General features: G+C 61.8%; 18 protein-coding genes and 3 pseudogenes. 12 read left to right on the top strand and 9 right to left on the bottom strand.

The genetic code is table 11. The features are described from left to right. The first annotated feature begins 871 nt into the window (after positions 1 to 871). Together G5S42_RS12245 and G5S42_RS12240 are read left to right on the top strand one after the other, a co-directional pair. Positions 872 to 1054 carry a hypothetical protein gene (locus tag G5S42_RS12245; protein ID WP_176106972.1) on the top strand — a complete coding sequence of 61 codons (183 nt, stop codon included), beginning with the start codon at positions 872 to 874 and terminating at the stop codon, positions 1052 to 1054. 356 nt (positions 1055 to 1410) lie between these two features. After that, positions 1411 to 2466, top strand: coding sequence for an AI-2E family transporter (locus tag G5S42_RS12240; RefSeq protein ID WP_176106971.1), 1056 nt, complete (start codon positions 1411 to 1413; stop codon positions 2464 to 2466). A gap of 103 nt (positions 2467 to 2569) precedes the next feature. On the opposite strand, the gene G5S42_RS12235 is transcribed toward G5S42_RS12240, so the two are convergent. Then, on the bottom strand, positions 2570 to 3331 hold the full coding sequence (locus G5S42_RS12235) for a TetR/AcrR family transcriptional regulator (protein WP_176106970.1): 762 nt from the start codon (positions 3329 to 3331) through the stop codon (positions 2570 to 2572). Between the two features lie 424 nt (positions 3332 to 3755). Here G5S42_RS12235 and G5S42_RS12230 point away from each other — a divergent pair, with 424 nt between their 5' ends. The 6 genes from G5S42_RS12230 (at position 3756) to G5S42_RS12205 (ending at position 13476) form a co-directional block, all read left to right on the top strand. Beyond that, entirely contained in the window at positions 3756 to 4931 is a 1176-nt protein-coding gene (locus tag G5S42_RS12230) for an efflux RND transporter periplasmic adaptor subunit (RefSeq protein WP_176106969.1), read from the top strand. After that, positions 4928 to 8101, top strand: a complete 3174-nt coding sequence (locus tag G5S42_RS12225; RefSeq protein WP_176106968.1) for an efflux RND transporter permease subunit — start codon at positions 4928 to 4930, stop codon at positions 8099 to 8101. Before G5S42_RS12230 ends, G5S42_RS12225 begins: the two co-directional genes overlap by 4 nt. A 2-nt stretch (positions 8102 to 8103) precedes the next feature. Then, positions 8104 to 9585 (top strand): efflux transporter outer membrane subunit, encoded by a 1482-nt coding sequence (locus G5S42_RS12220; RefSeq protein WP_176106967.1) that lies wholly within the window; start codon positions 8104 to 8106, stop codon positions 9583 to 9585. A gap of 165 nt (positions 9586 to 9750) precedes the next feature. Next, positions 9751 to 11172 carry a paraquat-inducible protein A gene (locus tag G5S42_RS12215; RefSeq protein WP_176110497.1) on the top strand — a complete coding sequence of 474 codons (1422 nt, stop codon included), beginning with the start codon at positions 9751 to 9753 and terminating at the stop codon, positions 11170 to 11172. Then, positions 11144 to 12739: a PqiB family protein gene (locus G5S42_RS12210; RefSeq protein ID WP_176106966.1), complete on the top strand. Its 1596-nt coding sequence runs from the start codon at positions 11144 to 11146 to the stop codon at positions 12737 to 12739. Before G5S42_RS12215 ends, G5S42_RS12210 begins: the two co-directional genes overlap by 29 nt. Beyond that, positions 12736 to 13476: a PqiC family protein gene (locus tag G5S42_RS12205; RefSeq protein WP_176106965.1), complete on the top strand. Its 741-nt coding sequence runs from the start codon at positions 12736 to 12738 to the stop codon at positions 13474 to 13476. Before G5S42_RS12210 ends, G5S42_RS12205 begins: the two co-directional genes overlap by 4 nt. A 68-nt stretch (positions 13477 to 13544) precedes the next feature. Here G5S42_RS12205 and G5S42_RS12200 read toward each other — a convergent pair whose 3' ends face one another. After that, positions 13545 to 14300, bottom strand: a complete 756-nt coding sequence (locus G5S42_RS12200) for a TetR/AcrR family transcriptional regulator (protein WP_176110496.1) — start codon at positions 14298 to 14300, stop codon at positions 13545 to 13547. 390 nt (positions 14301 to 14690) lie between these two features. On the opposite strand from G5S42_RS12200, the gene G5S42_RS12195 reads away from it, so the two are divergent. Then, positions 14691 to 15359 (top strand): TetR/AcrR family transcriptional regulator, encoded by a 669-nt coding sequence (locus G5S42_RS12195; protein ID WP_176106964.1) that lies wholly within the window; start codon positions 14691 to 14693, stop codon positions 15357 to 15359. A gap of 55 nt (positions 15360 to 15414) precedes the next feature. Next, positions 15415 to 16314 carry a LysR family transcriptional regulator gene (locus G5S42_RS12190; protein WP_176106963.1) on the top strand — a complete coding sequence of 300 codons (900 nt, stop codon included), beginning with the start codon at positions 15415 to 15417 and terminating at the stop codon, positions 16312 to 16314. Between the two features lie 571 nt (positions 16315 to 16885). On the opposite strand, the gene G5S42_RS12185 is transcribed toward G5S42_RS12190, so the two are convergent. The 7 genes and pseudogenes from G5S42_RS12185 to G5S42_RS12155 all read right to left on the bottom strand — a co-directional run bounded on the left by G5S42_RS12185 (position 16886) and on the right by G5S42_RS12155 (position 22437). Continuing rightward, entirely contained in the window at positions 16886 to 17710 is an 825-nt protein-coding gene (locus G5S42_RS12185; RefSeq protein ID WP_176106962.1) for an amidohydrolase family protein, read from the bottom strand. Positions 17711 to 17734: 24 nt separating this feature from the next. After that, entirely contained in the window at positions 17735 to 18157 is a 423-nt protein-coding gene (locus G5S42_RS12180; protein ID WP_176106961.1) for an RbsD/FucU family protein, read from the bottom strand. 66 nt (positions 18158 to 18223) lie between these two features. Continuing rightward, positions 18224 to 18472: pseudogene (locus G5S42_RS12175) on the bottom strand (altronate dehydratase); the annotation flags it as partial. Further along, a complete protein-coding gene (locus G5S42_RS12170) occupies positions 18439 to 18615 on the bottom strand; it encodes a hypothetical protein (RefSeq protein WP_176106960.1) in 177 nt (58 codons plus the stop codon). The gene G5S42_RS12170 and the pseudogene G5S42_RS12175, both read right to left, overlap by 34 nt. A 65-nt stretch (positions 18616 to 18680) precedes the next feature. Beyond that, positions 18681 to 19883 (bottom strand): fumarylacetoacetate hydrolase family protein, encoded by a 1203-nt coding sequence (locus G5S42_RS12165; RefSeq protein WP_176106959.1) that lies wholly within the window; start codon positions 19881 to 19883, stop codon positions 18681 to 18683. Positions 19884 to 19978: 95 nt separating this feature from the next. Next, positions 19979 to 21025: an aldo/keto reductase gene (locus G5S42_RS12160; protein WP_176106958.1), complete on the bottom strand. Its 1047-nt coding sequence runs from the start codon at positions 21023 to 21025 to the stop codon at positions 19979 to 19981. A 62-nt stretch (positions 21026 to 21087) separates the two neighbouring features. Further along, positions 21088 to 22437 carry a LacI family DNA-binding transcriptional regulator gene (locus tag G5S42_RS12155; RefSeq protein WP_176106957.1) on the bottom strand — a complete coding sequence of 450 codons (1350 nt, stop codon included), beginning with the start codon at positions 22435 to 22437 and terminating at the stop codon, positions 21088 to 21090. On the opposite strand from G5S42_RS12155, the pseudogene G5S42_RS12150 reads away from it, so the two are divergent. Next, positions 22392 to 23021 (top strand): annotated as a pseudogene (locus G5S42_RS12150) (ATP-binding cassette domain-containing protein); the annotation flags it as partial. The gene G5S42_RS12155 and the pseudogene G5S42_RS12150 sit on opposite strands and share 46 nt — an antisense overlap. Continuing rightward, positions 23017 to 23373: pseudogene (locus G5S42_RS12145) on the top strand (substrate-binding domain-containing protein); the annotation flags it as partial. The pseudogenes G5S42_RS12150 and G5S42_RS12145, both read left to right, overlap by 5 nt. Positions 23374 to 23490: the final 117 nt, after the last annotated feature.

Here is a 23490-nt window from a genome sequence, read left to right as displayed (position 1 = left end):
AAGCGCCCGTCGACGCAACGCGCGGTAACAGATCGTGGGGCGGTCGGCAAAAAATTGCGGAAGCGCTGACGAGGGACGCGTCGGCGGTTTAGGGGCCTGGATCGGCGACTGTGAAGAAAGCTGGCTCTGGACTTGAGACGTTGCCTGCGTCAGCTGCTGTGACGAAAGCTGCTGCATGAGGGGCTGTTGCGTTAACTTTGCCGCCCTGAAAAAAACCGGCCCCCTGAACTTTTTCGCCGCTAACTTCAAATATCCGATATCACGCCGCTGCCGGAAACGGGTTGGACTGACGATTGCTTTGCGGACGAGCTTCTCACGCCACCATATTGTTCAAACGCCTGTTGTTGGGCTTGCATCCGCGCCTTGGCGCACGCAAAGTCCATCGGGTAGCCCGCGGCGGCGCTTGTTCTGTCCAGGTAGCTTGCACCCTGCGGCCGAACCGGGGCGCGCACTAGCTCGCTCATTAGCGAGCTGGTGCTGTGTGCGAATGAGACAGCCGGTACGGTTAGCGCAGACGCGAGAACGGTACCCGGGATGAACTTTCTTGCCTTCACGATGATGGTCTCTCCACTAGCGCGTCGGACATAAGAGGACGCGGATTTCTGAAATAACGTGCTGGGGCAGCAAGCCGTCAGTTCGTTGAGCGAGAGTCTATCGAATCGCTAAACACTCACAAGCAACTGCACGACAACGAACAGTTCCGCCGGGCGCAACCTTGCGAGCTCCCACGGACGCCCATCGCCTCGTTCGTTGGCAAGATGGAAACACACAATTGCGAGCGTCCCTTCAAGGTCTACGGCACATATACTTCCCGCCGCCGTCACCTCATCCATCAGGTGCCGGATTCTTATTGTCGAGAGAAGGAGTACTTATGGAAAAGCCATTCATCGCGATGATCGGTAAAGCAAGGCCAGAAAGCGCTCACCAGATCGTGCAGGCCGCGCTTCGCAGTGCAGCGACGGCGTCCACGCCCAACGGCGCCATCGACCTGCTTGGCGAGGCCCTGCTGGAGCTGGAGCGCCTGCTCGCACTGAATAGCGGGCAGATGCACTGAACTTCAGTGGCCCGCGTGGCTTTCCGAGAACACATGCAATGCTCCGGGGAGGTGTCAATGAACAGATCGCTTGCCGCACTGCTCCTGCCGTTAATGGTCGATGCCAATGCGGTTATCGCTGTTGTCAGGTATTCCGCATGTCCCGGAACAGGGCAGATCAATTCATGATTGACGATCTATCCAATAGTGATGATAATATCACTCATGCGGATTGCAGGTGTGTCGCCACTGTCCCCACGCGGGGACGGCAAATGTGCGGCGATGACGGCAGGATAAGGGCAGCGTATGCGAGCCAGGCGAATTGTGCAGCGCCGCTCGCCTGCCGAACTGAGCTTTAACGCGGAAAGGTCTTACGTATGACTGTCTACCATCGCCAATCATTGTTCTGGGGAGCCGTTGCCCTAGCGGCTGGCATCCTGTTATGGGTCCTGCGTCCCGTCCTGACGCCGTTTTTACTCGGTGCCATGATCGCGTACGTTTTGCAGCCAGGCGTGGAGTGGCTCGTACGGCATCGCGCACCCCGCGGTCTCGCGGCGTTTGTCATGATTTCCCTGTTCGCATCGCTTCTTCTGCTGCTTGTTTTGCTGATATTCGCGGTCTTTCAGAGAGAAGGGCCCGAACTCGCAAAAGAGCTGCCTTCGTTGGCGTCCAAACTGGACGCTGCGCTGAAACCCCGGCTGGCTTTCCTGGGGATCAACCATTCGCTCGATCTGGGGCATGTTCGCGACGCATTGGCAGCGCGACTGACTTCAGGCGAACACGGCGCAGTCCTCGCTGTGTGGCAGTACTTGCGCACGAGCGGCAATGTGATGTTGAGCCTCGTGGGCAATGCGGTGCTGGTGCCGGTCGTTCTTTTCTATCTTCTCTACGACAGGCACGAGGCGCTCGAGCGCATGGAGAGTTTTGTGCCGCGGCGCTGGCTCGGAAAAACTCGCCACTTCGTTGCCGAGATCGACCAGATGCTGGCGCAGTATCTCCGTGGGCAACTGCTTGTCGTCGTGATACTTGCGGTGTTTTACCCCGCAGCGCTGGCGATCGCCGGGTTGGACATCGCGCTGCCTGTCGGCCTTCTCACTGCATTTGCCGTGTTCGTGCCGTATATCGGCTTCTCGACCGCGCTGGTTCTTGCGCTGCTCGCCGCGTTTCTACAATTCGGGAACTGGTACGGCTTCGCAGCGGTGGCCGTCATATATGGAATCGGACAGATCCTCGAGAGTGTCGTTCTGACACCGAGGCTCGTTGGCGAGCGCATTGGCCTGCATCCGTTGGCGGTTATTTTCTCGTTGTTGGCGTTTGCGCAACTGTTCGGATTCTTCGGCGTGCTGCTGGCACTTCCCGTGAGTGCCGTCGTCGTTTCAGCGTTGCGGGAACTACGGCGGGGCTATCTGGCAAGTGCGCTTTACCAGGACTGATCGTTTTTAGATCAGCAGTAGTTGCGCACTGCGCCAACAAACAGCGGATGATGCTCGATTGCCTGCGAGGCGTGTGGCGCCGAGCGTGAAACCGCCTATCGCTTCAGATGGGCGCCGCTCGAGGGGGTGAAGGAAGTGGACGGCGAGCAATCTTTTCTGCTTCCGCGCGCTTGATGCCGAACGCCTGCAGCACCATGGCCGCCGTACTCTCGGCGAACTTGTCGTGCCTGGATCGAAGGGTCTTTCGTGCGCGAACCGTCTGTTTTGAAAATCCGGAGAAGTGAAGCTCAGCTGCTACTCCAGCGACGACAGTGCCGATCACGGAAAACACACACATCAGTTCGTCCGCGACCATGAAGCGTCGTTCCGAAATCCCTCTCTTCGTATCCCGCAGCAGCCGCTGACCGAGTCCCCTGCTCAGTACGCGCGTGGACAGCCCTTCGCGTATAAGGAGTTGCCCCCAAACGGGCTCCCGATACGCGCGCAAAAGCGTATGACGCACCGACACTGCAACCGCTTCGGCTGGGTCCGGCAATCCCGCGGCCAGGCGATCGAGCGTACCGGCGAATTCCTCGAACAGCCATTCGACAAGCGCGGCGAAGATCCCTTCCTTTGAGTCGAAGTAGTTGTAAAAGGACCCGAATCCCACGTTGGCGGCGTTCGTGATCTCGGTGATCGTGACGCCGTCCATTCCCTTCTGCGCCACCAGTTCGAACGCAGCATCGAGCAGACGAAGCCGCGTTTCGAACTGGCGCCGTGCCACGCGCGGCGATCGTGCTGCGATGGATTCGCGGCCGGAATTGGATGAACTGGATCCCTTCATTGGTTGCCGACGGTTCGTGCGCGAACTCGGAACGTTGGGCATGTCAACTCCTCCTCTGTATGCGGCAGATTGTAGATTTAAATCTCATAGTTGACAATAGAATCAGAAATGGATTTAATGTCACCTGTGCGACGGCGGAAGCGGGAAAACGGCGGAACCGGCAAGCGGCGAACAAGTCTCCGGGCCGCTACCAGTTGCCCCGCGCCCAAGTCCGCACACGTCGTGCAGAGAGCGCGTGCATCAGCGATGTGCCTGTCAAATGGCGCCGACCCGCTTCGAGGCACGTGTTGCTTACCCGATGCGATGGTCTGTCAAGGAACTTGTGCCGCCGTTCCGTCGGGTCATCAAAGAGGATTAGTTCGGCATCAATGGCTTTGTTTTCGCGTTACTGGCAACGCACGTCCGGCGGGCGCGGCTGGCCATTGGCGCGGACGACTTTTCCACCTGACTTCATCACCTGCCTTGTGTGAACATCGTGAAACATTCCGGTCTTGTCGCGCTGAAACGAGTGCGCTCCCTGTTACCTTGCTTCCTTCCATCCACACGTAAGGCAACTGTCGCCCTTGCGGCATGCAGCGCCATCGTCCTTGGCGCATGCCACCAGCGCGACGCAGTGGTCGCCGAGGTCAAGCCCGTCGTCGCGCTGGCGGTTCACCCGGATGAGCGCGTCGACACCACCTCGTTGCCCGCACAGGTGGAGGCGCGCTACTCCACGCCTTTATCGTTCCGGGTGGGAGGCAAGGTCATCGAGCGCCGAGTGCATATCGGCGATACGGTCAAGGCGGGACAGACCGTTGCGCTGCTAGATCCGACGGATCTGCAGAACAACCTCGTCAATGCGCGCGCGCAACTCGATGCGGCTGAGCATCGCCTTGTCTTCGCGAAGCAGCAGCTCGACCGCGATGAAGCGCAGGCGCGCGCAAACCTGATTGCGCCGTCGCAGCTTGAGCAAACTCAGGATGCCTACGCTTCCGCACTCGCACAGCGCACTTCCGCTCTCGCGCAGATGGCGCTAGCAACGGATCACCTGCGCTATGCGACGCTGACCGCGGACCACGACGGTGTCATCACATCGGAGGATGCGGATACCGGCCAGAATGTTCAGGCAACGCAGGCTGTGTATCACTTCGACTGGACCGGCGACATCGATATCGTTTGCGACGCGCCCGAAAGGACCGTGAGCTCTCTGGCCGTCGGCAGCAAGGCGCGCGTCACCTTGCCAGCGCTGCCCGGCAAGACGTTTGAAGCGCAGGTGCGCGAGGTGTCGGCGGCGGCCGACCCCGAAAGCCGCACGTGGCGCGTGAAGCTCACGCTGACTGCGCCGGGTCCCGACGTGCGTCTTGGCATGACCGCGAATGTGGCTTTCAGCTCAGCCGACGATATGGTTGCCGGCCAGACCTTTACGCTCCCGGTGACGGCGCTCTTTCACAAGGGTGATAACCCGGCCGTGTGGGTCGTGCGTAAAGGCAGCGACACGCTCGAGTTGCGCCCCGTCACGATACAGCGGTATGACGAGCGCACGGTCTCGCTCAGTGCGGGACTGCACGATGGCGACCGGGTGATCCTGCAGGGGGTGCATGCCGTGAGCTCCGGGGAGCAAGTTCAAGTGGTGCCTCCGCTGCATCGGGAGGGCTCGGTATGAACGCGCGCGACAACGAAACTTCGGTCGAACGGGCGCCGGCAAATGCTTCTGGCGAGGAACGCGCGAGCGGTACGGGCTTCAACCTCTCCGCATGGGCGCTGACGCACCAGCAGCTCGTGATCTTTCTGATCGGGCTCGCCACGCTGTTCGGTGTGATCGGCTACACGCACCTCGCGCAATCGGAAGATCCGCCCTTCACGTTTCGCACAATGGTGATCAAGACGTACTGGCCGGGCGCGACCGCCCGCGAAGTGCAGGAGCAGATCACCGACCGCATCGGCCGCCAGTTGCAGGCGGCGCCGTATGTGGACAACATCAAGAGCTACTCGCGGCCCGGCGAGTCGATGATCTTCTTCGCGATGAAGGACTCGGCGCCGGTCAAGGAGGTGCCCGAGACCTGGTACCAGGTTCGCAAGAAAGTCGGCGACATCCAGGCGACGCTTCCGAAGGGGACGGTCGGACCGTTCTTCAACGACGAATTCGGCGACGTCTATACCAACATCTATGCGCTCGAAGGCGACGGCTTCTCACCGGCGCAACTGCACGACTATGCGGACGGGCTGCGCACGGTGCTGTTGCGGGTGCCCGGCGTTGCGAAGGTCGACTACTTCGGCGACCCCGATCAGCACATCTTCGTCGAGATTTCGAACGCGCAACTGACGCGTCTTTCGATCACGCCGCAGCAGCTTGCTCAGGCGATCGACGCGCAGAATGCCGTCGCGCCTGTCGGCACGATCACCACGGCGGACGACCGTGTATTCGTGCGTCCGAGCGGCGCGTTCAAGGACGAGCGCGCGCTTGCGGACACGCTGATCACCGTCAACAAGCGCTCGTTCCGCCTCGGCGACATTGCGACGATCAGGCGCGGTTACGACGATCCGCCCGTCACGCAGATGCGCGTTGGCGGCCAGGCTGTGCTCGGCATTGGTGTGACGATGCAAAAGGGCGGCGACGTCATCGACCTCGGCCGCGCGCTCGACGCGAAGACCGCCGAACTGCAGGCAACGTTGCCGGCGGGTCTGAAGCTCGTGCCAGTTTCTAGCATGCCGCACGCGGTCAAGCACTCCGTGGACGAATTCGTGCGTTCGGTCGGAGAAGCCGTCGCGATCGTGCTGGTCGTGAGCCTCGTTTCGCTCGGTCTGCGCACGGGCATGGTGGTGGTGATCACGATCCCGATCGTGCTTGCCGTCACCGCGCTGTGCATGCATACCTTCGGTATCGGGTTGGACAAGGTTTCGCTTGGCACGCTCGTGCTCGCGCTCGGGCTGCTGGTCGATGACGCGATCATTGCCGTCGAAATGATGGCGGTGAAGCTGGAGCAGGGCTGGAGCCGCATGCGCGCGGCGGCGTTTGCGTATTCGAGCACCGCATTTCCGATGCTGACCGGCACGCTCGTGACGGTCTCGGGCTTTTTGCCGATCGCGCTGGCGAAGTCGAGCACGGGTGAGTACACCCGCTCGATCTTCGAGGTGTCGGCCATCGCGCTGATCGTCTCGTGGTTCGCGGCGGTCGTGCTGGTGCCGCTGCTCGGCTTTCATATGCTGCCCGAGCGCAAGGCTCACGCCGGCGCCGGGCACGACCATGAGCACGCCGTCTACAACACCGGCTTCTACCGACGCCTGTCGGGCTGGGTCACGTGGTGCATCGAGCGGCGCTGGATCGTGCTCGGCGTCACCTGCGGCCTGTTCGCGCTCGCCATGGTTGCGTTCACGCGCGTGCCGCAGCAGTTCTTCCCGAACTCCGAGCGTGCTGAATTGCTGGTCGACCTGAGGCTGCCTGAAGGCGCTTCGTTCGAGGCGACGCTGCGTGAATCGAAGCGCCTCGAGAAGGTCCTCGATGGCAAGACCGGGATCGACCACTACGTCGACTTCGTCGGCACGGGTGCCCCGCGCTTTTATCTCCCGCTCGACCAGCAGCTCCAGCAGCCCAATTTCGCGCAGTTCGTGATCACGGCCAAAGACGTCGAAACACGCGAGGAACTGATGCGCTGGCTCGACGCGAAACTGGAGAAGGACTTTTCCGGTGCTCGCACACGTGTCGCACGGCTCGAAAACGGTCCGCCCGTGGGCTTCCCGATCAAGTTCCGGGTGAGCGGTGACGACATCGCGACGGTGCGATCGATCGCGGATACGGTCGCGGAAAAAGTCCGTGCCGATTCGCGCACGCGCAACGTCCAGTTCGATTGGGATGAGCCGGCCGAACGCTCGATTTCGTTCGAGATCGACCAGAACCGCGCGCGCCAGCTTGGCGTCACGTCAGCGGACGTTTCCAGCTTCCTGGCCATGACGCTGTCCGGCTACACCGTCACGCAGTACCGCGAGCGCGACAAGCTGATCAACGTCGATCTGCGAGCGCCCAAGAGCGAGCGCGTCGATCCCGCCAAGCTCACGAGCCTTGCGATTCCGACACCGAACGGCCCGGTTCCGCTCGGTTCGCTCGGACACGTGCGCGACACGCTCGAATATGGCGTGATCTGGGAGCGTGACCGCCAGCCAACCATCACCGTGCAGGCGGACGTGCGCGGCGACGCGCAGGGCATCGACGTGACGCACGACATCGAGAACGCACTCACGGCTGTGCGCGCAAAGCTCCCCGTGGGCTACCGGATCGAGGTGGGCGGGGCGGTCGAGGAGAGCGTGAAGGGCCAGACGTCGATCAATGCGGAAATGCCGCTGATGATCATTGCGGTGCTGACGCTGCTGATGATCCAGCTGAAGAACTTCGCGCGCACCTTCATCGTCGTGCTGACCGCGCCGCTGGGTCTCATCGGCGTCGTGACAGCGCTGCTGCTGTTCAGCAAGCCGTTCGGCTTCGTCGCGCTCTTGGGCGTGATCGCGATGTTCGGCATCATCATGCGCAACTCCGTGATTCTCGTCGACCAGATCGATCAGGACATCGCGGCGGGGCACCCGCGCTTCGACGCCATCATCGGCGCAACGGTGCGACGTTTCAGGCCGATCATGCTGACGGCCACCGCCGCCGTGCTCGCGCTGATTCCGCTGCTGCGCTCGGGCTTTTTCGGGCCGATGGCGACTGCGCTGATGGGCGGCATCACCGTGGCCACATTGTTGACCGTGTTCTTCCTGCCGGCACTCTACGCGACCTGTTTCAGGGTCCGTCGTGACGAGCGCGGCGAGCAACCGGTCGTCGTCGAGCATACGGAGGTTTGATCATGAGTTTTACTTACAAGGCATCCGTGTTTGCGGCGGCCGCGGCGTTCGCCATGACGGCGTGTTCGTTCGGGCCCAGCGGCGAGCCGCCGGCGATGCCGTCTCCAGAGCATTACGGTGCGCAGGCGCAGCCTGCGAAGACGGCGGCAGCGGGCGGCGTTGCGCAGACCTTCGATGTCGGCGCCACGCCGGGGCCGCAATGGTGGCGGCTCTACCACTGTGCCGCGCTGGACGCACTCGTCGACGAAGGACTGCGCAACAGCCCGACGCTTGCGGCAACGCAGCGTACGCTCGCATCGGCGCAGGAGCAATTGCGCGCTCAGATCGGCTCATCGACGCTGCCATCGATCGATGGCACCGCGCAGATCCAGCGCGCCCGTTCACCGGTCGCGCCGCAGCTTGGCCTGCCCGAGCAGGTGCAATACAACTTCTTTGCCGGGCAGCTGCAAGCGCATTACACGTTCGGCCTGTTCGGCCAGACGCGCTATGCGAACTCCGCGAGCGCGGCCCGTGTGAATGTGCAGGCGTTCGAGCTGGAAGCGTCGCGCCGTGCGCTCGCGGCAAACATCGTGGCAGCCACGATCAACGTGGCGGCCCTCGACCGGGAGATTGCACTCACCGAGCGGCTCGCCGCCGTATCGAACGATGCGGCGAACGAAGACGCACAGCGCTACGCGCTCGGCTCGGTTTCGCGAGCCCAGGCGTTCGAGTCGAAACAGGACGCGGCCTCCATCGCGGCGAGCTTGCCCGCACTGCGTCAGCAACGCGCGACCGCGATTCATGCACTCGCGGTCCTGATTGGCCGTACACCGGACAATGCCCCGAGCGTGCCGGATCTGGACAGCCTGTCGCTGCCTGAGCACGTGCCCGTCGCGGTGCCTTCGGACCTGTTGCGCTCGCGCCCGGACATCCAGGCAGCCGACGCGGCCGTCAAGGCCGCAGCCGCCGACGTGGGCGAGGCAACGGCGCAACTCTTCCCGAGCCTGTCGCTGACGGGCGCGATGGGGCGCGGCGGCTTCAGCTGGCCGGCAGTCGTTTCGGGTGCGGGCGGGCTGTGGGCCATCGGTGCGAGCCTTTCGCAGCCGATCTTCCATGGCGGCGCGCTGTTCGCGCAACGCCGCGCGTCGATCGATGCGTACGACGCTGCCGCGCTGCACTACAAGGCGACCGTGCTTTCTGCGTTCGAGGACGTGGCGAATTCGCTCGCCGCGCTGGATAACGACGCACAGACTCTGGCGTCGAGCGAAGCCGCCGCCGATGCCGCGCGCACGGCATTCGACGACACCGCGTCGCGCCACCGCATGGGCTCGCTGCCTTCGGCGGCAACGCACGCCAGCGAATTGCGCTACCTGAACGCGCAAATCGCTGCAGCACGCGCCGCAGGTCAGCGCATGGGCGATACCGCGGCGCTCTTTCAGGCGATGGGAGAACTGCCCGACGCCCAGCAAGCGACCGCATCGACTGCAAAGACCGGGCGCTCGTGACACACGAGGGCGATCCAGCGGGACCGCCCTCGCCGTTCAGCAGTGGCTCGAGCCACGTCGATAGCCGTTGGACCCACATCGATTGCCGGCTGGGGGCCGCGCCGCAACGCGCGGTCTGGGCCTGCTGCGAGTGTGAATGCCCGCGGTTTTCCGCTTTATTTCCGTATGGATTACCAAAGACTGATTGTCTGCCACGAATGCGACCTGTTGTTTCGCAAGCCCGCTGACGTGAAAAGGCACCGCGCGGCCTGCTCGCGATGCGGTGCGGGCCTCGCAGCGCTACCGGGTTGCGCATTGTCGCTCGACTGGATTTGCGCTGTGACGCTCGCCGCGTTGATCGTTTTTTGTATCGCGCAGAGTTTCCCGCTCATCGAAATGCACGCGAACGGCATGACATCCGAGGCGACGCTGTTTGGCGCCGTGCGCTCGCTGTGGTTCGGCGACATGCGTGTCGTCGCGGTGATGGTGTTGTGCTCGGCGGTACTTTTTCCGTTGATCGAATTGCTCGCATTGCTCTATGTGCTGGTGCCGCTGAGGTTGGGTATACGGCCACCCCGTTTCAATGCGATGGTGCGTCTCGTGCAGATCGTCCGGCCGTGGGGCATGGTTGAAGTGTTCATGCTCGGCGTGCTTGTGACGATTGTGAAGATGGTCAGCATCGCGCAAGTGATCCCGGGACCGGGGTTGTTCGCATTAGGCACGCTGACCGTCATGCTGGGCGTGGTTGCTTCATTCGACCCGAGCGGGCTTTGGGCGATCAGTGAAGAAATCAGGCGCTCGCGAATGGCGGACGTTCGGTGGTCGAAGGTGAGCACCGGGCGACAGCGGTTCATGCGGCCCTTTGGGGCGCGCAAAGCCAGTTCGTCGACCGCCATCACGGCACGGCGAGCCGGACTTGTCGGCTGTCACGCATGCGGACTCGTTCAGACGCGTAGCGAACGGGATGCTCACCAGCGCTGCACCCGATGCCAGCATGTGCTGCACGAACGCAGGCCCGACAGTCTCACGCGGACGGCCAGTCTGCTTCTTGCCGCCGCGATTGCCTATATTCCGGCGAATCTGCTGCCGATCATGCACGCGTCATCCGTGGGCGGCTCGGAAGACGACACGATCCTTGGCGGCGTGGCGTATTTCTGGACCTCGGGAGACTGGCCGCTCGCTGTCGTCGTCTTCATCGCCAGCGTTCTCGTGCCGGTTCTCAAGCTCGTTGTTCTCACGCTTCTCACGGTGGCCGCTTCGCGCGGTTCGGGCTGGCGCGCTCGTGAAAGAGCGACCCTGTACCGGCTCGTCGAGCGCATTGGCCGGTGGTCCATGCTCGACGTCTTCGTCGTTGCACTGACGGTCACACTGGTGCATTTCGGCTCGCTTGCCGTCATCACTGCTGGACCGGCCGCCCTCGCTTTCGGAGCGGTTGTGATCCTGACCATGCTTGCATCGCATCAGTTCGATCCTCGGCTCATCTGGGACAACGTGGGTCCGGGGCCGCGTGCCGCTTCAACTGCGAACGATAAAGCTCTAGCTGCTCCTCTCCTGAAAAACCCGATTTCTGAAAAAGACGATGCATCTTTCCAATCTATCCAGACCTGACGTCAAGCCGCGCAAGCGTTGGCTGCCATCCCTCATATGGTTAGTGCCCCTGATCTCGGCATTGATCGGTGTTGCTCTGGTGGTCAAATCCGTTGCGGAAAAAGGACCCGTCGTGACGGTCACCTTCAATAACGCCGAAGGTATAGAGGCGGGCAAGACGAAGGTCAAGTACAAGGACGTTGAAATCGGTGTCGTGCAAGGCGTCGCGTTGTCCGCGGATTTGCGGCACGTTATCGCGAGTATCCAGTTGAGCAACGACGCAGAGAAGTTTGCCACGCAAGGCACGCGGTTCTGGGTGGTACGCCCGCGCGTCGGCGCCAATGGCATCTCCGGCCTCAGTACGCTGCTTTCGGGCGCCTACATCGGCGTGGACATCGGGCGCTCGACCGAGCGGCAAACCGCCTTCCTCGGTCTTGAAAGTCCGCCTATTGTCACCACGGGACAACCGGGGCATCAGTACACGCTGCGAGGCGACTCGCTGGGCTCGATCGATATCGGCGCCCCCATCTTCTATCACCGTATCCAGGCGGGGCAGGTGATCGGCTACTCGCTCGATCCTCACGGCGCGGGCGTCATCGTGAATGTGTTCGTGAATGCACCGTACGACCAGTACGTCGGTACCAATACGCGGTGGTGGCATGCAAGCGGCGTCGATCTGCGTCTTGATTCCAACGGGCTGAAGCTCAATACGCAATCGCTCGCGACTGTCGTCGTCGGAGGGCTGGCATTCCAGTCTCCGGCCGGGCAGGACGCGGGCCGACCGGCGGCAGACAAGGCGGAGTTCCGGCTCGCCGCGGATGAATCGGACGCCATGCGCGAGCCCGACGGCCAGCCGCTCAACGTGGTCATGCGTTTCAATCAGTCTTTGCGCGGACTGTCCGTTGGCGCACCCGTCGATCTTCGCGGGATCGCGCTGGGGCAGGTGACGCAGATCGGCATCGAGTACGACGAAAAGCAGAAGAGCTTCAGCATGAAGGTGGCGATGGCGCTTTATCCTGACCGCCTCAGCCGGCGCTCCAGCGAGGCGCTGCCGGCGCCGGACACGCCAGGCGGGCACGACATGCTAGAGCACCTGGTGACGGAAGGACTGCGCGGGCAACTGCGCACCGGCAATCTCCTGACGGGGCAGCTGTATGTCGCGCTGGACATGTTCCCGAAAGCGCCTCGCGCGACTGTGAACGTGCACAGCAACCCGATCGAACTGCCGACCGTGCCGAATACGCTCGACGAGCTGCAGGTGCAGATTGCGGACATCGCAAGGAAGCTGAACCAGGTGCCGTTCGACCGGATCGGCGCGAACCTCGATGGTGCCCTGGCGAACGCCAGCAAGCTGTTCGGACATATGGACACGGAGGTCGTGCCGCAGGCACGCGACACGCTCGCCGCCGCGCAAAAGACATTCGCGACGGCCGAATCGACGCTCCGGCAGACTGCGCCGATGCAGTCGGACGTTCAGGACGCCATGCAGCAGCTCACGCGCACGCTGCAATCGCTCAATGCGCTCTCCGACTACCTGGAGCGGCATCCACAGGCGCTGCTGTTTGGCAAGAAAGGAGACCAGCAATGATCGTGAGGCAATCCCGCTCGTTCCGCACCATGATGAGGACACTCGTCTCTGTCGTTGGGCTGGCCGTTCTGACGGCGTGCGCATCACCGGCGACGCGCTTCTATACGCTCGGGACCGACGCAGAGCCGGATGTCGCGAAGAGTGTGACAAGCCCCGCATTGCGGATCGATGTACGCCCGGTAAAAGTGCCGGCCGCAGTCGCCCGAAGCCAGCTTGTGGTGCAGGTCAATGCGGCCCAGGTGCAGGTGCTTGAAGACGACCAATGGTCGTCGGCGCTTCCGGACGAGATTCGCTATGCACTCGTGGCTCGCGTGAGCCAGCAGGCCGCCGCATCCGCTGCCAGCGCGATTGGGCGTGGCGATGCGGTTCCTGTCTATCGGATTGGCGTCGATGTTCAGCGCTTCGAATCGTGGCCCGGTTCACATGTGCTGGTTGACGCCGTGTGGAGTGTGAGCGGGTCTGCGGGCCTGCAGAGGCTGACTTGCCACAGCACTGTGACGGAGCCCGTGTCTGGCGGATACCAGGGCATCGTCGAGGGGCATCGTCGTGCGATCAATGCGATTGCTGACCAGATAGCCGAGGTCGTGCGCGCCTCCGCGGCGAGCGCGGTGGATCGGCCGTCTGGCCTTACGGGTGGGCTCGGCGGAACGGGAATGACAACGCTGTCCTGCCCGCCATTTTCAGGCGGTGCGCAAACCGCGGTAAACAGGCCGGCGGCTCCGCGCTCCGGCGGATAAATTCGCAGCCCGTCGCCAGTCGGGACAGGGACCGATCGCCAGAGACGTTCCGCGCACGACTGGCGACCTCAAGCTGCCTCGTCGGCTACCTCGACGATCGGCAGTGGACGCGCGGCAATCTTTTCCGCCTCTGCGCGCTTCAGGCCGAGTATCTGGAGCAACATGGCTGCCGTGCGCTCCGGAAAGTGCTCGCCGCTGAAACCCAGCTCCTTCAGCATACCTGCGGCACTTGCGCCCGGCGCGACATAGTTCAGTTCGGCCGCGATGGCAGAAAGAACGGTGCCGCCCACTGCGAGGTAGCCGATAAACGGGTCGGCAACGACAAATCGCTTTGCCGCAATGCCATTTCGAATGTCGCGCATAAGCCGCTGAGCCAGTCCACGACTCAGCGCAGGCGCCGAAAACCCTTCGCGAATCAGAAAGCGTCCCCACACCGGATCGTGCCGTGCGCGCAGCACGGTGTGGCGCACCGAGACGGCCACTACTTCCGCGGGATCGGTAATGCCTCCCGCGAGGCGATCCAGCACGTTCGCAAACTCTTCGAATACGTTGTCGACGAGCGTCGCGTAGATCGCTTCCTTCGACTCGAAGTGGTTATAGAAGGAGCCAAAGCCGACATCGGCGGCCTCGGTGATTTCATTGATCGCCACGCCTTCCATGCCCCTTTCGGCCATCAGCCTGAGGGCGGCGTCGAGCAGACGGGCGCGCGTCTCGCGCTTGCGGCGGGCGCCGCGAGGTTCTTTTTCTTCGATGACGGGAGCCGGGGAGGCGGACGCCTTAGCCGGGGAGCGCCTGGCTGCCGCGCGCTTTGTCGTGGTTGTCATGGTGAATCCAGTTCTGGGCATAGCCACAGTATAGATTCGAATGTCTTAATTGACAAAGCGATCAGTGATGAGTCGGATGTCATGAACGGCGGCAAAAGCCGGTCTTACTAGAACAGACGGAGTGACTGTGGAGACAGCAAACAGAACCGGCATTGCGCCCAGCGGCCGGCATCACCTTACCCAACGGCCCATCCGGGCTTTAGTCGAGGCCAACTGAAGCGTCGCTCGCGCCCTCAATTTCTTGATTGACATAAATATCAATTATGAGTGTAATGTCGAACATCCACGGGAAACCATGAGTCGGTCCCAGCGGCACAACGAGAGACGGCGATTTCACAGGTTCGTCTTGCGCAGACGATCACGAACAGTGAGATCGCCTCGAGCCACGCTATGAAGCACGAACGCCTGAGCCACGCGCGCAGAAAAGAGCAGACCCGGGAGCGCCTGTACGGTGCCGCAAGGACCATGTTCCTCGGGAAGGGCTTCGCGGCGACGACCGTGGAGGACATCGTCGAGGCCGCCGGGTACACGAGGGGCGCTTTCTACTCCAATTTCAGGAGCAAACAGGATCTGCTGACGGAACTGTTGCGGCGCGACGTCGAAGCGGCGCATGCGCATATGCGGGCGGTCTTTCGGGATTCTGGCACGCCTGAGCAAGCGACCGCGTGCGTGATTGCGAATCTGGTGCGTTTGTGGCGTGATCGAGAATGCTTTCCGCTTTGGGTCGAGGCGTACCTCCTCGCACGCCGCGACAGCGTCTTTCAGGAGCGCATTCATGGGTTGCGACGCGAGAAGCTTTTGCAGGTCGGCGCCCATATTCAAACGCTCCTGAGGGAAAGCGCCAGCGCATTGCCGCTGCCGTCGGATGCGCTGGCGCTCTGCCTCGTGAGCCTTTGCGAAGGCATGCAGCTCTTTAGTCTCTGCTATCCGCAGAGTGCGATCGACCAGTTGAGCCAGACAGTGCTAGCGCAATTTGCTTCATCCGTACTGCATCAGCAGTCAACGGAAAAATCGCCGCCGATGGGATGGCACCAGCGCTGCACTGTCGACAATCGTTGAACGAGGTCGCAAAGTGTTGCGATTGCAACGCGTCCAGGCGCTCGAAACGTAGATCATGGAATATATAGAAAGCTTGCGTCTTTTCCGCACGATCGTCGAAGTGAGAAACTTCCGGCGCGCGGGCGAAATGATGGACCTGTCACCTTCAGTTGTTTCACGCTCGATAGCCTCGCTGGAGGAGCGTCTGGGAGCACGACTGTTTCACCGTTCGACGCGGCAGTTTTCTCTCACGGAAGCCGCGGAGCACTTTTACGAGGGGTGCTGTCGCATTCTCGACGATCTGGATCGCCTGGAAGCGAGCGCTGCAGGTCATGGGCGACTACCGGCAGGCGTATTGCGTGTGGTCGCGCACACTACGGCTGCGTTGACATGGCTCGCGCCGTTGATGGCGTCGTTCAAGCGCAAGCATCCAAATATCAGTCTGGATATCACTTTGACAGAGCGATCTGTCGACCTGACGGCCGACGGGTACGATCTGGGCATCGTGCTACCGTTCATGCTCGCGACGGATCTTGCCGTGACGCGGCTTCTCCAACGGCTGCCGCTGGTCATCGTCACGACGCAGGCGTACCTCGGCAGGCGTCCACCGCCGCGGCATCCTGCGGAGCTGGCCGATCATGTGTTCGTCACGGTACCGCCCTCGATGCATAAACCAACCCTTACGTTCCAGATCGATCACGAAACCGTCGCAGTCCAGATCAAATACGAGATCGCCTCGAATAACCCGATATTCAATCGCGACATCATTCTCGAGGGATACGGTGTGGGATTGCTTCCCTCCGCGCTTGTGGAGCAGGACGTCAAGGCTGGCCGGCTCGTACGTCTGCTTGAAGGCTTCGAGATCGTCGATACGGCGGCTGAAGTCCGACTGGCCTATATCGGCCGCACGCTATTACCCGCAAAGGTCAGGGCATTTATCGACCATAGCGCGGAGTTCTTTGAACGGGGCATGTAAGCGACTCGCCGCTCAACGACGACCGAAGGCGCGTCGACTGTGCGGGCTGCCGGGACGGACCATGCTGGAGCGAGGCGCGAGAAGGGACGCTGGTCGGCGTTTCAGTTCGAACAGATCAAGCCCGCGCTCGCCCAGTACAAGGCAGCGTGGTCCGGGAAGCGCTCGCTGAGCGCGCCGGAAGTCTTAGCCAGTTCACATGTCCTTGACTCGCCTTGTTGGGATCACGATGCGATGTATCGTCGGGCACTTGCCGATCTGTGGGAGGAAGAATCTAGGTGCGCGTGACCGCCACTAACGCGGTTTCGCCGCACCCAGCGCGGGACACCTGGCCGTAAAAGCGCCTCGCTGCTGATGTATCAAAGTTTGCCGGTTTTCACTTTTAGTTTTTCATTCATCGATCTAGGTGGCCGACAAGTCGCCGTTTGACGTTTTTCAGCGAGTCTTAAAATTCAAGGTAGATGCGGCGCAGTTCTGACAGTTTTATTTTTAGGATCAAAGTCAGTCGCTCCCCGGCGCGCGGCGGCTTCAGGCGTGTCAGGGCCGCCGAAGCGAAGAATCGCGAGGAAGCGATTCAGACGCCGTAAAAGCGAGCGGCGTTCGCCTCGAAGATGTCGTGCAGCGCGTCGCCCCCAAAATGCCGTGCGAGAAGCGTGCGCATCAGATTCGCTACTTCGGCGTAGGTCGCGCGCAGCGTACAGACCGGCCAGTCGCTGCCGAACATCAGGCGTTGCGCGCCGAATGACTCAACGACATGATCGACGTAAGGGACGAAATCGCTGTATTGCCAGTGTTCGCTCGCTTCGGTAACCAGTCCCGACAGCTTGCAGAAGACATTTGGAAGTTTTGCCAATGTCGCGATGTCTTCTTTCCACGGCTCGAACGTTTGATGTGCGATATCTGGCTTGGACATGTGATCGACGACCGCACGCAGCGTGGGAGTATGCTCCAGGGCACGCTGCACATGACGCAAATGTCGCGGAAAGCTCAGTATGTCGAACGGAACGTTCTTGCGTGCCATCACCCTCAACGCATCGAGAACGCGCGGCCGTACGATCCAGGCGTCGTCGGGCAGGTCTTGCAACATGGGCCTCAAGCCGACGAACTTCGGAAACGTCGCGAAGCGGTCAAGCTTGTGCTCGAAATCGTCGGCCTCCATGTCGAGCCACCCGACCACACCCGCGATGAAATCGTGCTGCTCCGCGAGATCGAGCAAATAGACCGTTTCGCCCTCGGTTTGCGCGGCCTGGACGACGATCGTACGCGTGATGCCGGCCCTGGACAGGTGCGGCAGCAGGTCGGCAGGCTCAAAGTCGCGATTGAGCGGTTGAAGGTGCGGACCAAGCCAGTCGTAATCTCCACGATCGACTCGCCAGAAATGCTGGTGTGCATCGAGCATGACGTTCAGGTTTCTCCACGCAGATTACAGACGTACTACCCCTTTCTTGAGGATGATGTTGCCGTATAGTCGGCGCTCGCCTGAAGCGACGACCGCGAACGCGGCCCGAGCACGCTCGTAGAACTCGAAGCGATCGAGCAACTCGAGTTCGAGCACGCGTCCTTCGGCTTGCGCGATGGTCGCCTCGAACTGCCGGTGAATCTCGGGGCTTTCATCTGGAGCCCGCATGACGGCAGCCGGATTTGGCACGAAGTCGTCCAAAGGAAACACGGAACACACCGCGTCGAGGATTTCGGTCGCGGCGACGCCTGGTAGCTCAACGAGGCGTCGGGCGCACGCGGCAGCAGGGAAGTTGGCATCGGCGATCACGAATTCGTCGCCGTGCCCCATGGATGCAAGGATCGACAGCAGATCGCCGGTCAGCAAAGGGTTGAGATTCTTGAGCATGTGAATCCAGTTAGATGATGTTTGATGATCCCGCACACGGGGCCGCTGACATCAGGGCCGACAGATTCAGGTGATGGCGCCCAACTGCCATGGCACGAACTCATTCTGGCCGTATCCATGCAGTTCGCTTTTCGACTTCTGGCCCGAAGCAGTGGCCAGCATCAGCTGGAAAATTTCCTCGCCCAACTCATCGACCGTGCGCGTGCCATCGATGACGGCACCGCAGTTCAGATCGATATCCTCCTGCTGTCGTTGCCAGAGCGCCGAATTCGTCCCGAGTTTCAGTGACGGCGACGGTGCGCATCCACCTTGACGTCGTCGCCCACGCGCATACCCGCCACGAGCTGGTCGCGGGCGATCACGACATCGTCATCGGGATGCAGCCGGATGATGGGGTCCGTGGTTGCGGCATGCGCTGCGAGCGTTGGTGTTGCTGCAGATTTCAGGGTCGTAGGCATTGGACGATCTCCACGCAGGAGTTCACGGGCGCAGCGCCGCTGGTCGCGCGCGCAAGGGTTCGAATTCAGAGCGGCTTGCCGAGCAGTCCGCGCTGGGCGAGGTTGGTGATCAGCGCGCGCACGCCGAACCGCCATGGCGCGATACGGTCACTGCGCCCTACGCGGTTGACGAGCGTGCCGAGTGCGGGCGTGGAAATCCGCACGATGTCGCCTTCCTTGTGGGTAAAACCAGCGCCGGGCGCATCGCGGTCTTCCACTGGCGCGAACAGAGTGCCGAGGAACAGCACCGCGCCGTCGGGATACTGGTGAATTGCGCCGATTGTCTGGGCGACGAGATCGAGCGGATCGCGAGTGATCTGATTCATCGAACTTGTGCCGACCATGACGAAGCCGTCTTTGCCTTCGACACGCAGGCCCAACTCCGCTTGCCGCACGTGATCCATTGAAAAGCTCTCGTCGAACAGGCGCAGGAACGGACCGATGGCGGTCGAGCCATTGTTGTCCTTCGCCTTGCCAAGCAGCAGCGCGCTGCGGCCTTCGAAGTCGCGCAGATTGACGTCGTTGCCCAGCGTGGCGCCCAGCACCTGGCCCCGGCTGTTGATCGCCAGCACGACTTCGGGCTCCGGATTGTTCCACTCCGATCCGGGATGCAAACCGATATCCGTACCGGTGCCCAGAGCGGACAGCACGGGTGCCTTCGTGAAGACCTCAGCATCGGGACCGATCCCCACCTCGAGATATTGCGACCACATGCCCTGCGCGATCAGCAAAGATTTGAGTTCGCGCGCCTCGGCCGAATCCGGGCGAATGCTGGCAAGGCTGTCACCTACCAGCGCCTGAATCGTTGCGCGAATCTGCGCAGCGCCCGCAGGATCGCCTTTGGTCTGCTCTTCGATCACGCGCTCGATCAGACTGCCCGCAAACGTGACGCCCGCCGCCTTGATGACCTGCAGGTCACACGGTGCGAGCAGATGCGGGTGGGTGTCGTCCGCGTTGGCGGGTGCGTGCGCCAGCATCGTCTCGAGACTGCCGATCCAACGGCCGGCTGCACGACGTACCGTGGTCACAGGGTCGTCGTGTTCCAGCAGGCTGCTCATGGTCGGCGCTACGTCGGAAATGTCGAACACGCCATCGGCGCGCAGTACGACTACCGCCGGGCCGCCGAGCGCCGTGCCGGTAGGCGGCAGCCACGCGCGTCCGACGAGTGTACCCGTGAACCCGTCGTCGGGAAGCGTGTCCGTGGCGTTTAGCACTAGCGGGGAAGTCATCGTTGTCTCCATGCATTCTTGTTGGATCGCGTGCCGAGTCCGGCGGCGTATGTTGATCCGTCGCGCGTGGTCAAGGCCGTTCAGCGGTGCAGATATCAAGGGCGGGTGCCACGACACTCATGATCGGAGGGGTCTGGCGTCGCTGCGTGGGGCGCACCACGCGCGAGGAGGGGTTCCGGCGCGTCAGCGGGAAGCAGGCCGTCGGTTTTCAATGCCGCCCAGAATGCTGGTGGAATCGTCTCGGTCATTGCCGCGCAGTTCTGTCTGATCTCCGTTGCGTTCCTTGCGCCTGCAATCACGCAAGCAACCGCTCGCGGGGCATTGGTGAACTGCAGCGCGGCGGCCTTCAGGTCTACGCCGAACCTTTCGCAATGGGTCAGGAGTCGGCGCCGCTTCTCTAACATTTCCGCCGGCGCCTCGGCATATTCGAACGTCGTGCCGCCCACGAGCAAACCCGAATTGAACGGACCGCCCGCGACGAGCTGTACGCCGCGAGCATCGCAGACGGGGATCAGCGTATCGAGCGCCGAAGTGTCGAGCAACGTGTACCTCCCGGCGATCAGGAACACGTCCGGATCGGCGTCGCACAACGTCATCAGACACGGTTCGACGCGGTTGACGCCGAGCCCCCATGCGCCAATCACGCCTTGATCGCGCAGATCGGTCAACGCCCGCATCGCGCCGTCAGCGGCGATACGGTATTGCCGCTGCCAGTCCTCACCATGCGTGTCCTCAGCGACGTCATGGATATAGACGATATCGATGCGATCGAGCGAAAGACGCCTGAGGCTCGCGTCGATGGAGCGGTGCACTCCTTCCGCCGAATAATCGAATTCCACGCGAAACGGCAACGCGCCGACATATCCGTGCTGAACCCTGGAAACGGACGCATCCGGGACCAGCAGACGTCCGACTTTCGTCGATACGACGAACTCTTCGCGGGCATGATGCGCGAGGGTCCGGCCGAGGCGCTGTTCGGACAGACCCATGCCGTAAAACGGCGCGGTATCGAAATAGCGCATGCCGGCGTCCCAGGCCGCGCTCAGCGTCTCTTCGGCGGCTTCGTCGCTGACGGGCGCGAAGAGATTGCCTAATGGGGCCGCGCCGAAACCTAACGGTCCGGGCGGAATCAGAGGTCGCATGTTCTTCACGGATTGCTTCTCGTCGTTGATATAAGTCCGGTTCGCGGAGTCCGAGCGTCGATTCACGCGTCGGCAAGGTGCGCGTTGGCTGGCTTTCTCGTGCGCCGCGCCGGAGCGCGCCGCGCGGCAAGTCCGCTCGGCGCCGCCGGCGCGACGCAGGATTGCCGGATGACCATTTCGGGTGTGAACACCAGATGCCGTGGCGCAGCGTCCGTCCCGTTGATACGTTCCAGCAGCAGATTGAACGCGGCGTCCGCCATCGCGTCGACGGGTTGGCGCACGGTTGTCAGTGCGGGAGAGAATGCGGCCGCCCAGGGAAAATCGTCGATGGCGGCGACCGAGATATCGTACGGACAGGACAGCCCGGACTCGGAGATCGCGCGCATCACGCCGATCAGCATCTGGTTGTTGGCCGCAAAGATTGCCGATGGCCGCTCCGGCAGTGCAAGCAGAGCTTGCGAGCAGTCGAACGCATCGCTTTCATTGAACGCGCCGTGACGCACGAACTCGGGTATCACGTCGAGGCCCGCACCGCGTAACGCCTCGACGAATCCGGCCAGACGATCGCGGCCCGGTACGAGGTGCTGCTGTCCGGCAATGATCGCCACACGCGTATGACCCAGACTGATGATGTGCTGCATGACCATGCGCGATGCCGCGACGTTGTCGAGAACGACCGAGTCGTAATCGTCGGCACGGATGATGTGGTCGACCGAGACGATCGGCATGATGCCTACCTCATTGGGTAAGTCCTTGTATGACGCGTCGGGTCCCGCGGGGCAAATAATGGTGCCCGTCGCCAGGTGCGCGCGAAGCATCTTCAGATACGAGCGTTCCTGCTCGATATCGCGTTCGCTGTCGCATAGCAGAACCGCGTAGCCTAATTCGCGGGCGCGCTTTTGCACCGAATGAACGAGCTCCGTGAAAAACGGGTTGGTGATGTCGGGCACGACCAGCCCGATTATCTTCGTCGCACCCTTCTTGAGACTGCTAGCTACAGAATTGGGCGAGTAGCCCAGCGCGGCGACAGCTTTCTTCACGCGGCTGGTCAGCTCGGGGCTTACGTAAGTCGATCCGGACAGCACTGCGGAGACTGTCGCGAGGCTGACCTGCGCAAGGCGCGCTACATCCTTCATTGTTGATGCCACGGTTTTTCTTCCGATATCAGTGTGAGCCGTTGACGAATCATAGCTGCTTTCGATTCGCTTGATAAAGCGTTTAGCGAAACGTTTCGTTATGTGCATCTTATGGTTAACCCCGTCACGCCTGATTGACCATTGACACAAGGTTTCTAGCAATCTACTCTCTCGCCGCAACGTTTCGCTAAACGTTTCGCTGGGTGCCGAAAAAAACTGGACGAGAAGAAATGAGTGAGACAGAAACACGGCAGGACGGCGGTCGTCGTCGCGCACTGGTATCGATTCGCAATCTGAGCAAGTCGTTTCCTGGCGTGCGGGCGCTCGACAATTGCCAGTTCGAGTTGCTGCCGGGCGAAGTACACGCGTTGATGGGCGAGAACGGCGCCGGAAAATCAACGCTGATGAAGGTGCTGTCGGGCGTCTATCAGAAGGACGAAGGAGAAATCCTGATCGACGGCAAGTCCGTCGACATTCCCGATCCGCGCGCGGCCCAGGCGCTCGGCATCGGCATCGTTCACCAGGAACTGAACCTGATGAACCATCTGAGCGCCGCGCAGAACATCTTCATCGGGCGCGAGCCGCGCCGCGGCATCTTCATCGACGAACGCGCGCTGAATCGCAAGGCCGCTGAGATCTTCGAGCGCATGCACCTGAAGCTTGACCCGCGTACGCCCGTCGCTGAGCTCACGGTCGCAAAGCAGCAGATGGTGGAAATCGCGAAGGCATTGTCTTTCGATTCACGCGTGCTGATCATGGACGAACCGACGGCCGCGCTCAACAACGTCGAGATAGAGGATCTGTTCCGGATCATTCGTCAGCTTCAGTCGGCCGGCGTCGGCATCGTCTACATCTCGCACGACGGACCTCACGAAATCGATCATCACTGCCCACCCGCATCTGAAAGGCATCTTCGGCACGAACGAAGGATCGGCGATCGGTGTCGTGAACGGATGCCGCGAAATGAAAATGACCGGGAAGATCGCGATCGTCGGCTTTGACTCGGGTGAAAAGCAACTCGACGCGATTCGCCACGGCGACGAGGCAGGGGCCATCACGCAGAATCCGATCGGCATCGGTTACGACACCGTGCAAGCGGCAGTCGAGGCGCTTCAGGGCAAGAAGCTGCCCAAGCGGATCGATACGGGCTTCTACTGGTACGACAAGACCAATATCGATGACCCGAAGATCGCCGCGGTTCTTTACAAGTGATGCGCGATAGGGGCACCAAGCAGAGCAGGCGCAAAGCAGCAGAGCAGGAGAAGCAGATGCACTAACCGCGCATCTCGTCATGCGCAACCAAACAACCATCATAGATGGGCGGGAGCG

Source organism: Paraburkholderia youngii (assembly GCF_013366925.1).
Lineage (GTDB): Bacteria > Pseudomonadota > Gammaproteobacteria > Burkholderiales > Burkholderiaceae > Paraburkholderia > Paraburkholderia youngii.
This window is presented reverse-complemented; position numbering and strand designations above follow the sequence as displayed.

Bases quoted from the DNA above. Each gene is read 5' to 3' on its own strand.
- G5S42_RS12245 (WP_176106972.1), top strand. From the start codon at position 872: ATGGAAAAGCCATTCATCGCGATGATCGGTAAAGCAAGGCCAGAAAGC.
- G5S42_RS12240 (WP_176106971.1), top strand. From the start codon at position 1,411: ATGACTGTCTACCATCGCCAATCATTGTTCTGGGGAGCCGTTGCCCTA.
- G5S42_RS12235 (WP_176106970.1), bottom strand. From the start codon at position 3,331: ATGCCCAACGTTCCGAGTTCGCGCACGAACCGTCGGCAACCAATGAAG.
- G5S42_RS12225 (WP_176106968.1), top strand. From the start codon at position 4,928: ATGAACGCGCGCGACAACGAAACTTCGGTCGAACGGGCGCCGGCAAAT.
- G5S42_RS12220 (WP_176106967.1), top strand. From the start codon at position 8,104: ATGAGTTTTACTTACAAGGCATCCGTGTTTGCGGCGGCCGCGGCGTTC.
- G5S42_RS12215 (WP_176110497.1), top strand. From the start codon at position 9,751: ATGGATTACCAAAGACTGATTGTCTGCCACGAATGCGACCTGTTGTTT.
- G5S42_RS12210 (WP_176106966.1), top strand. From the start codon at position 11,144: ATGCATCTTTCCAATCTATCCAGACCTGACGTCAAGCCGCGCAAGCGT.
- G5S42_RS12205 (WP_176106965.1), top strand. From the start codon at position 12,736: ATGATCGTGAGGCAATCCCGCTCGTTCCGCACCATGATGAGGACACTC.
- G5S42_RS12200 (WP_176110496.1), bottom strand. From the start codon at position 14,300: ATGACAACCACGACAAAGCGCGCGGCAGCCAGGCGCTCCCCGGCTAAG.
- G5S42_RS12195 (WP_176106964.1), top strand. From the start codon at position 14,691: ATGAAGCACGAACGCCTGAGCCACGCGCGCAGAAAAGAGCAGACCCGG.
- G5S42_RS12190 (WP_176106963.1), top strand. From the start codon at position 15,415: ATGGAATATATAGAAAGCTTGCGTCTTTTCCGCACGATCGTCGAAGTG.
- G5S42_RS12185 (WP_176106962.1), bottom strand. From the start codon at position 17,710: ATGCTCGATGCACACCAGCATTTCTGGCGAGTCGATCGTGGAGATTAC.
- G5S42_RS12180 (WP_176106961.1), bottom strand. From the start codon at position 18,157: ATGCTCAAGAATCTCAACCCTTTGCTGACCGGCGATCTGCTGTCGATC.
- G5S42_RS12170 (WP_176106960.1), bottom strand. From the start codon at position 18,615: ATGCCTACGACCCTGAAATCTGCAGCAACACCAACGCTCGCAGCGCAT.
- G5S42_RS12165 (WP_176106959.1), bottom strand. From the start codon at position 19,883: ATGACTTCCCCGCTAGTGCTAAACGCCACGGACACGCTTCCCGACGAC.
- G5S42_RS12160 (WP_176106958.1), bottom strand. From the start codon at position 21,025: ATGCGACCTCTGATTCCGCCCGGACCGTTAGGTTTCGGCGCGGCCCCA.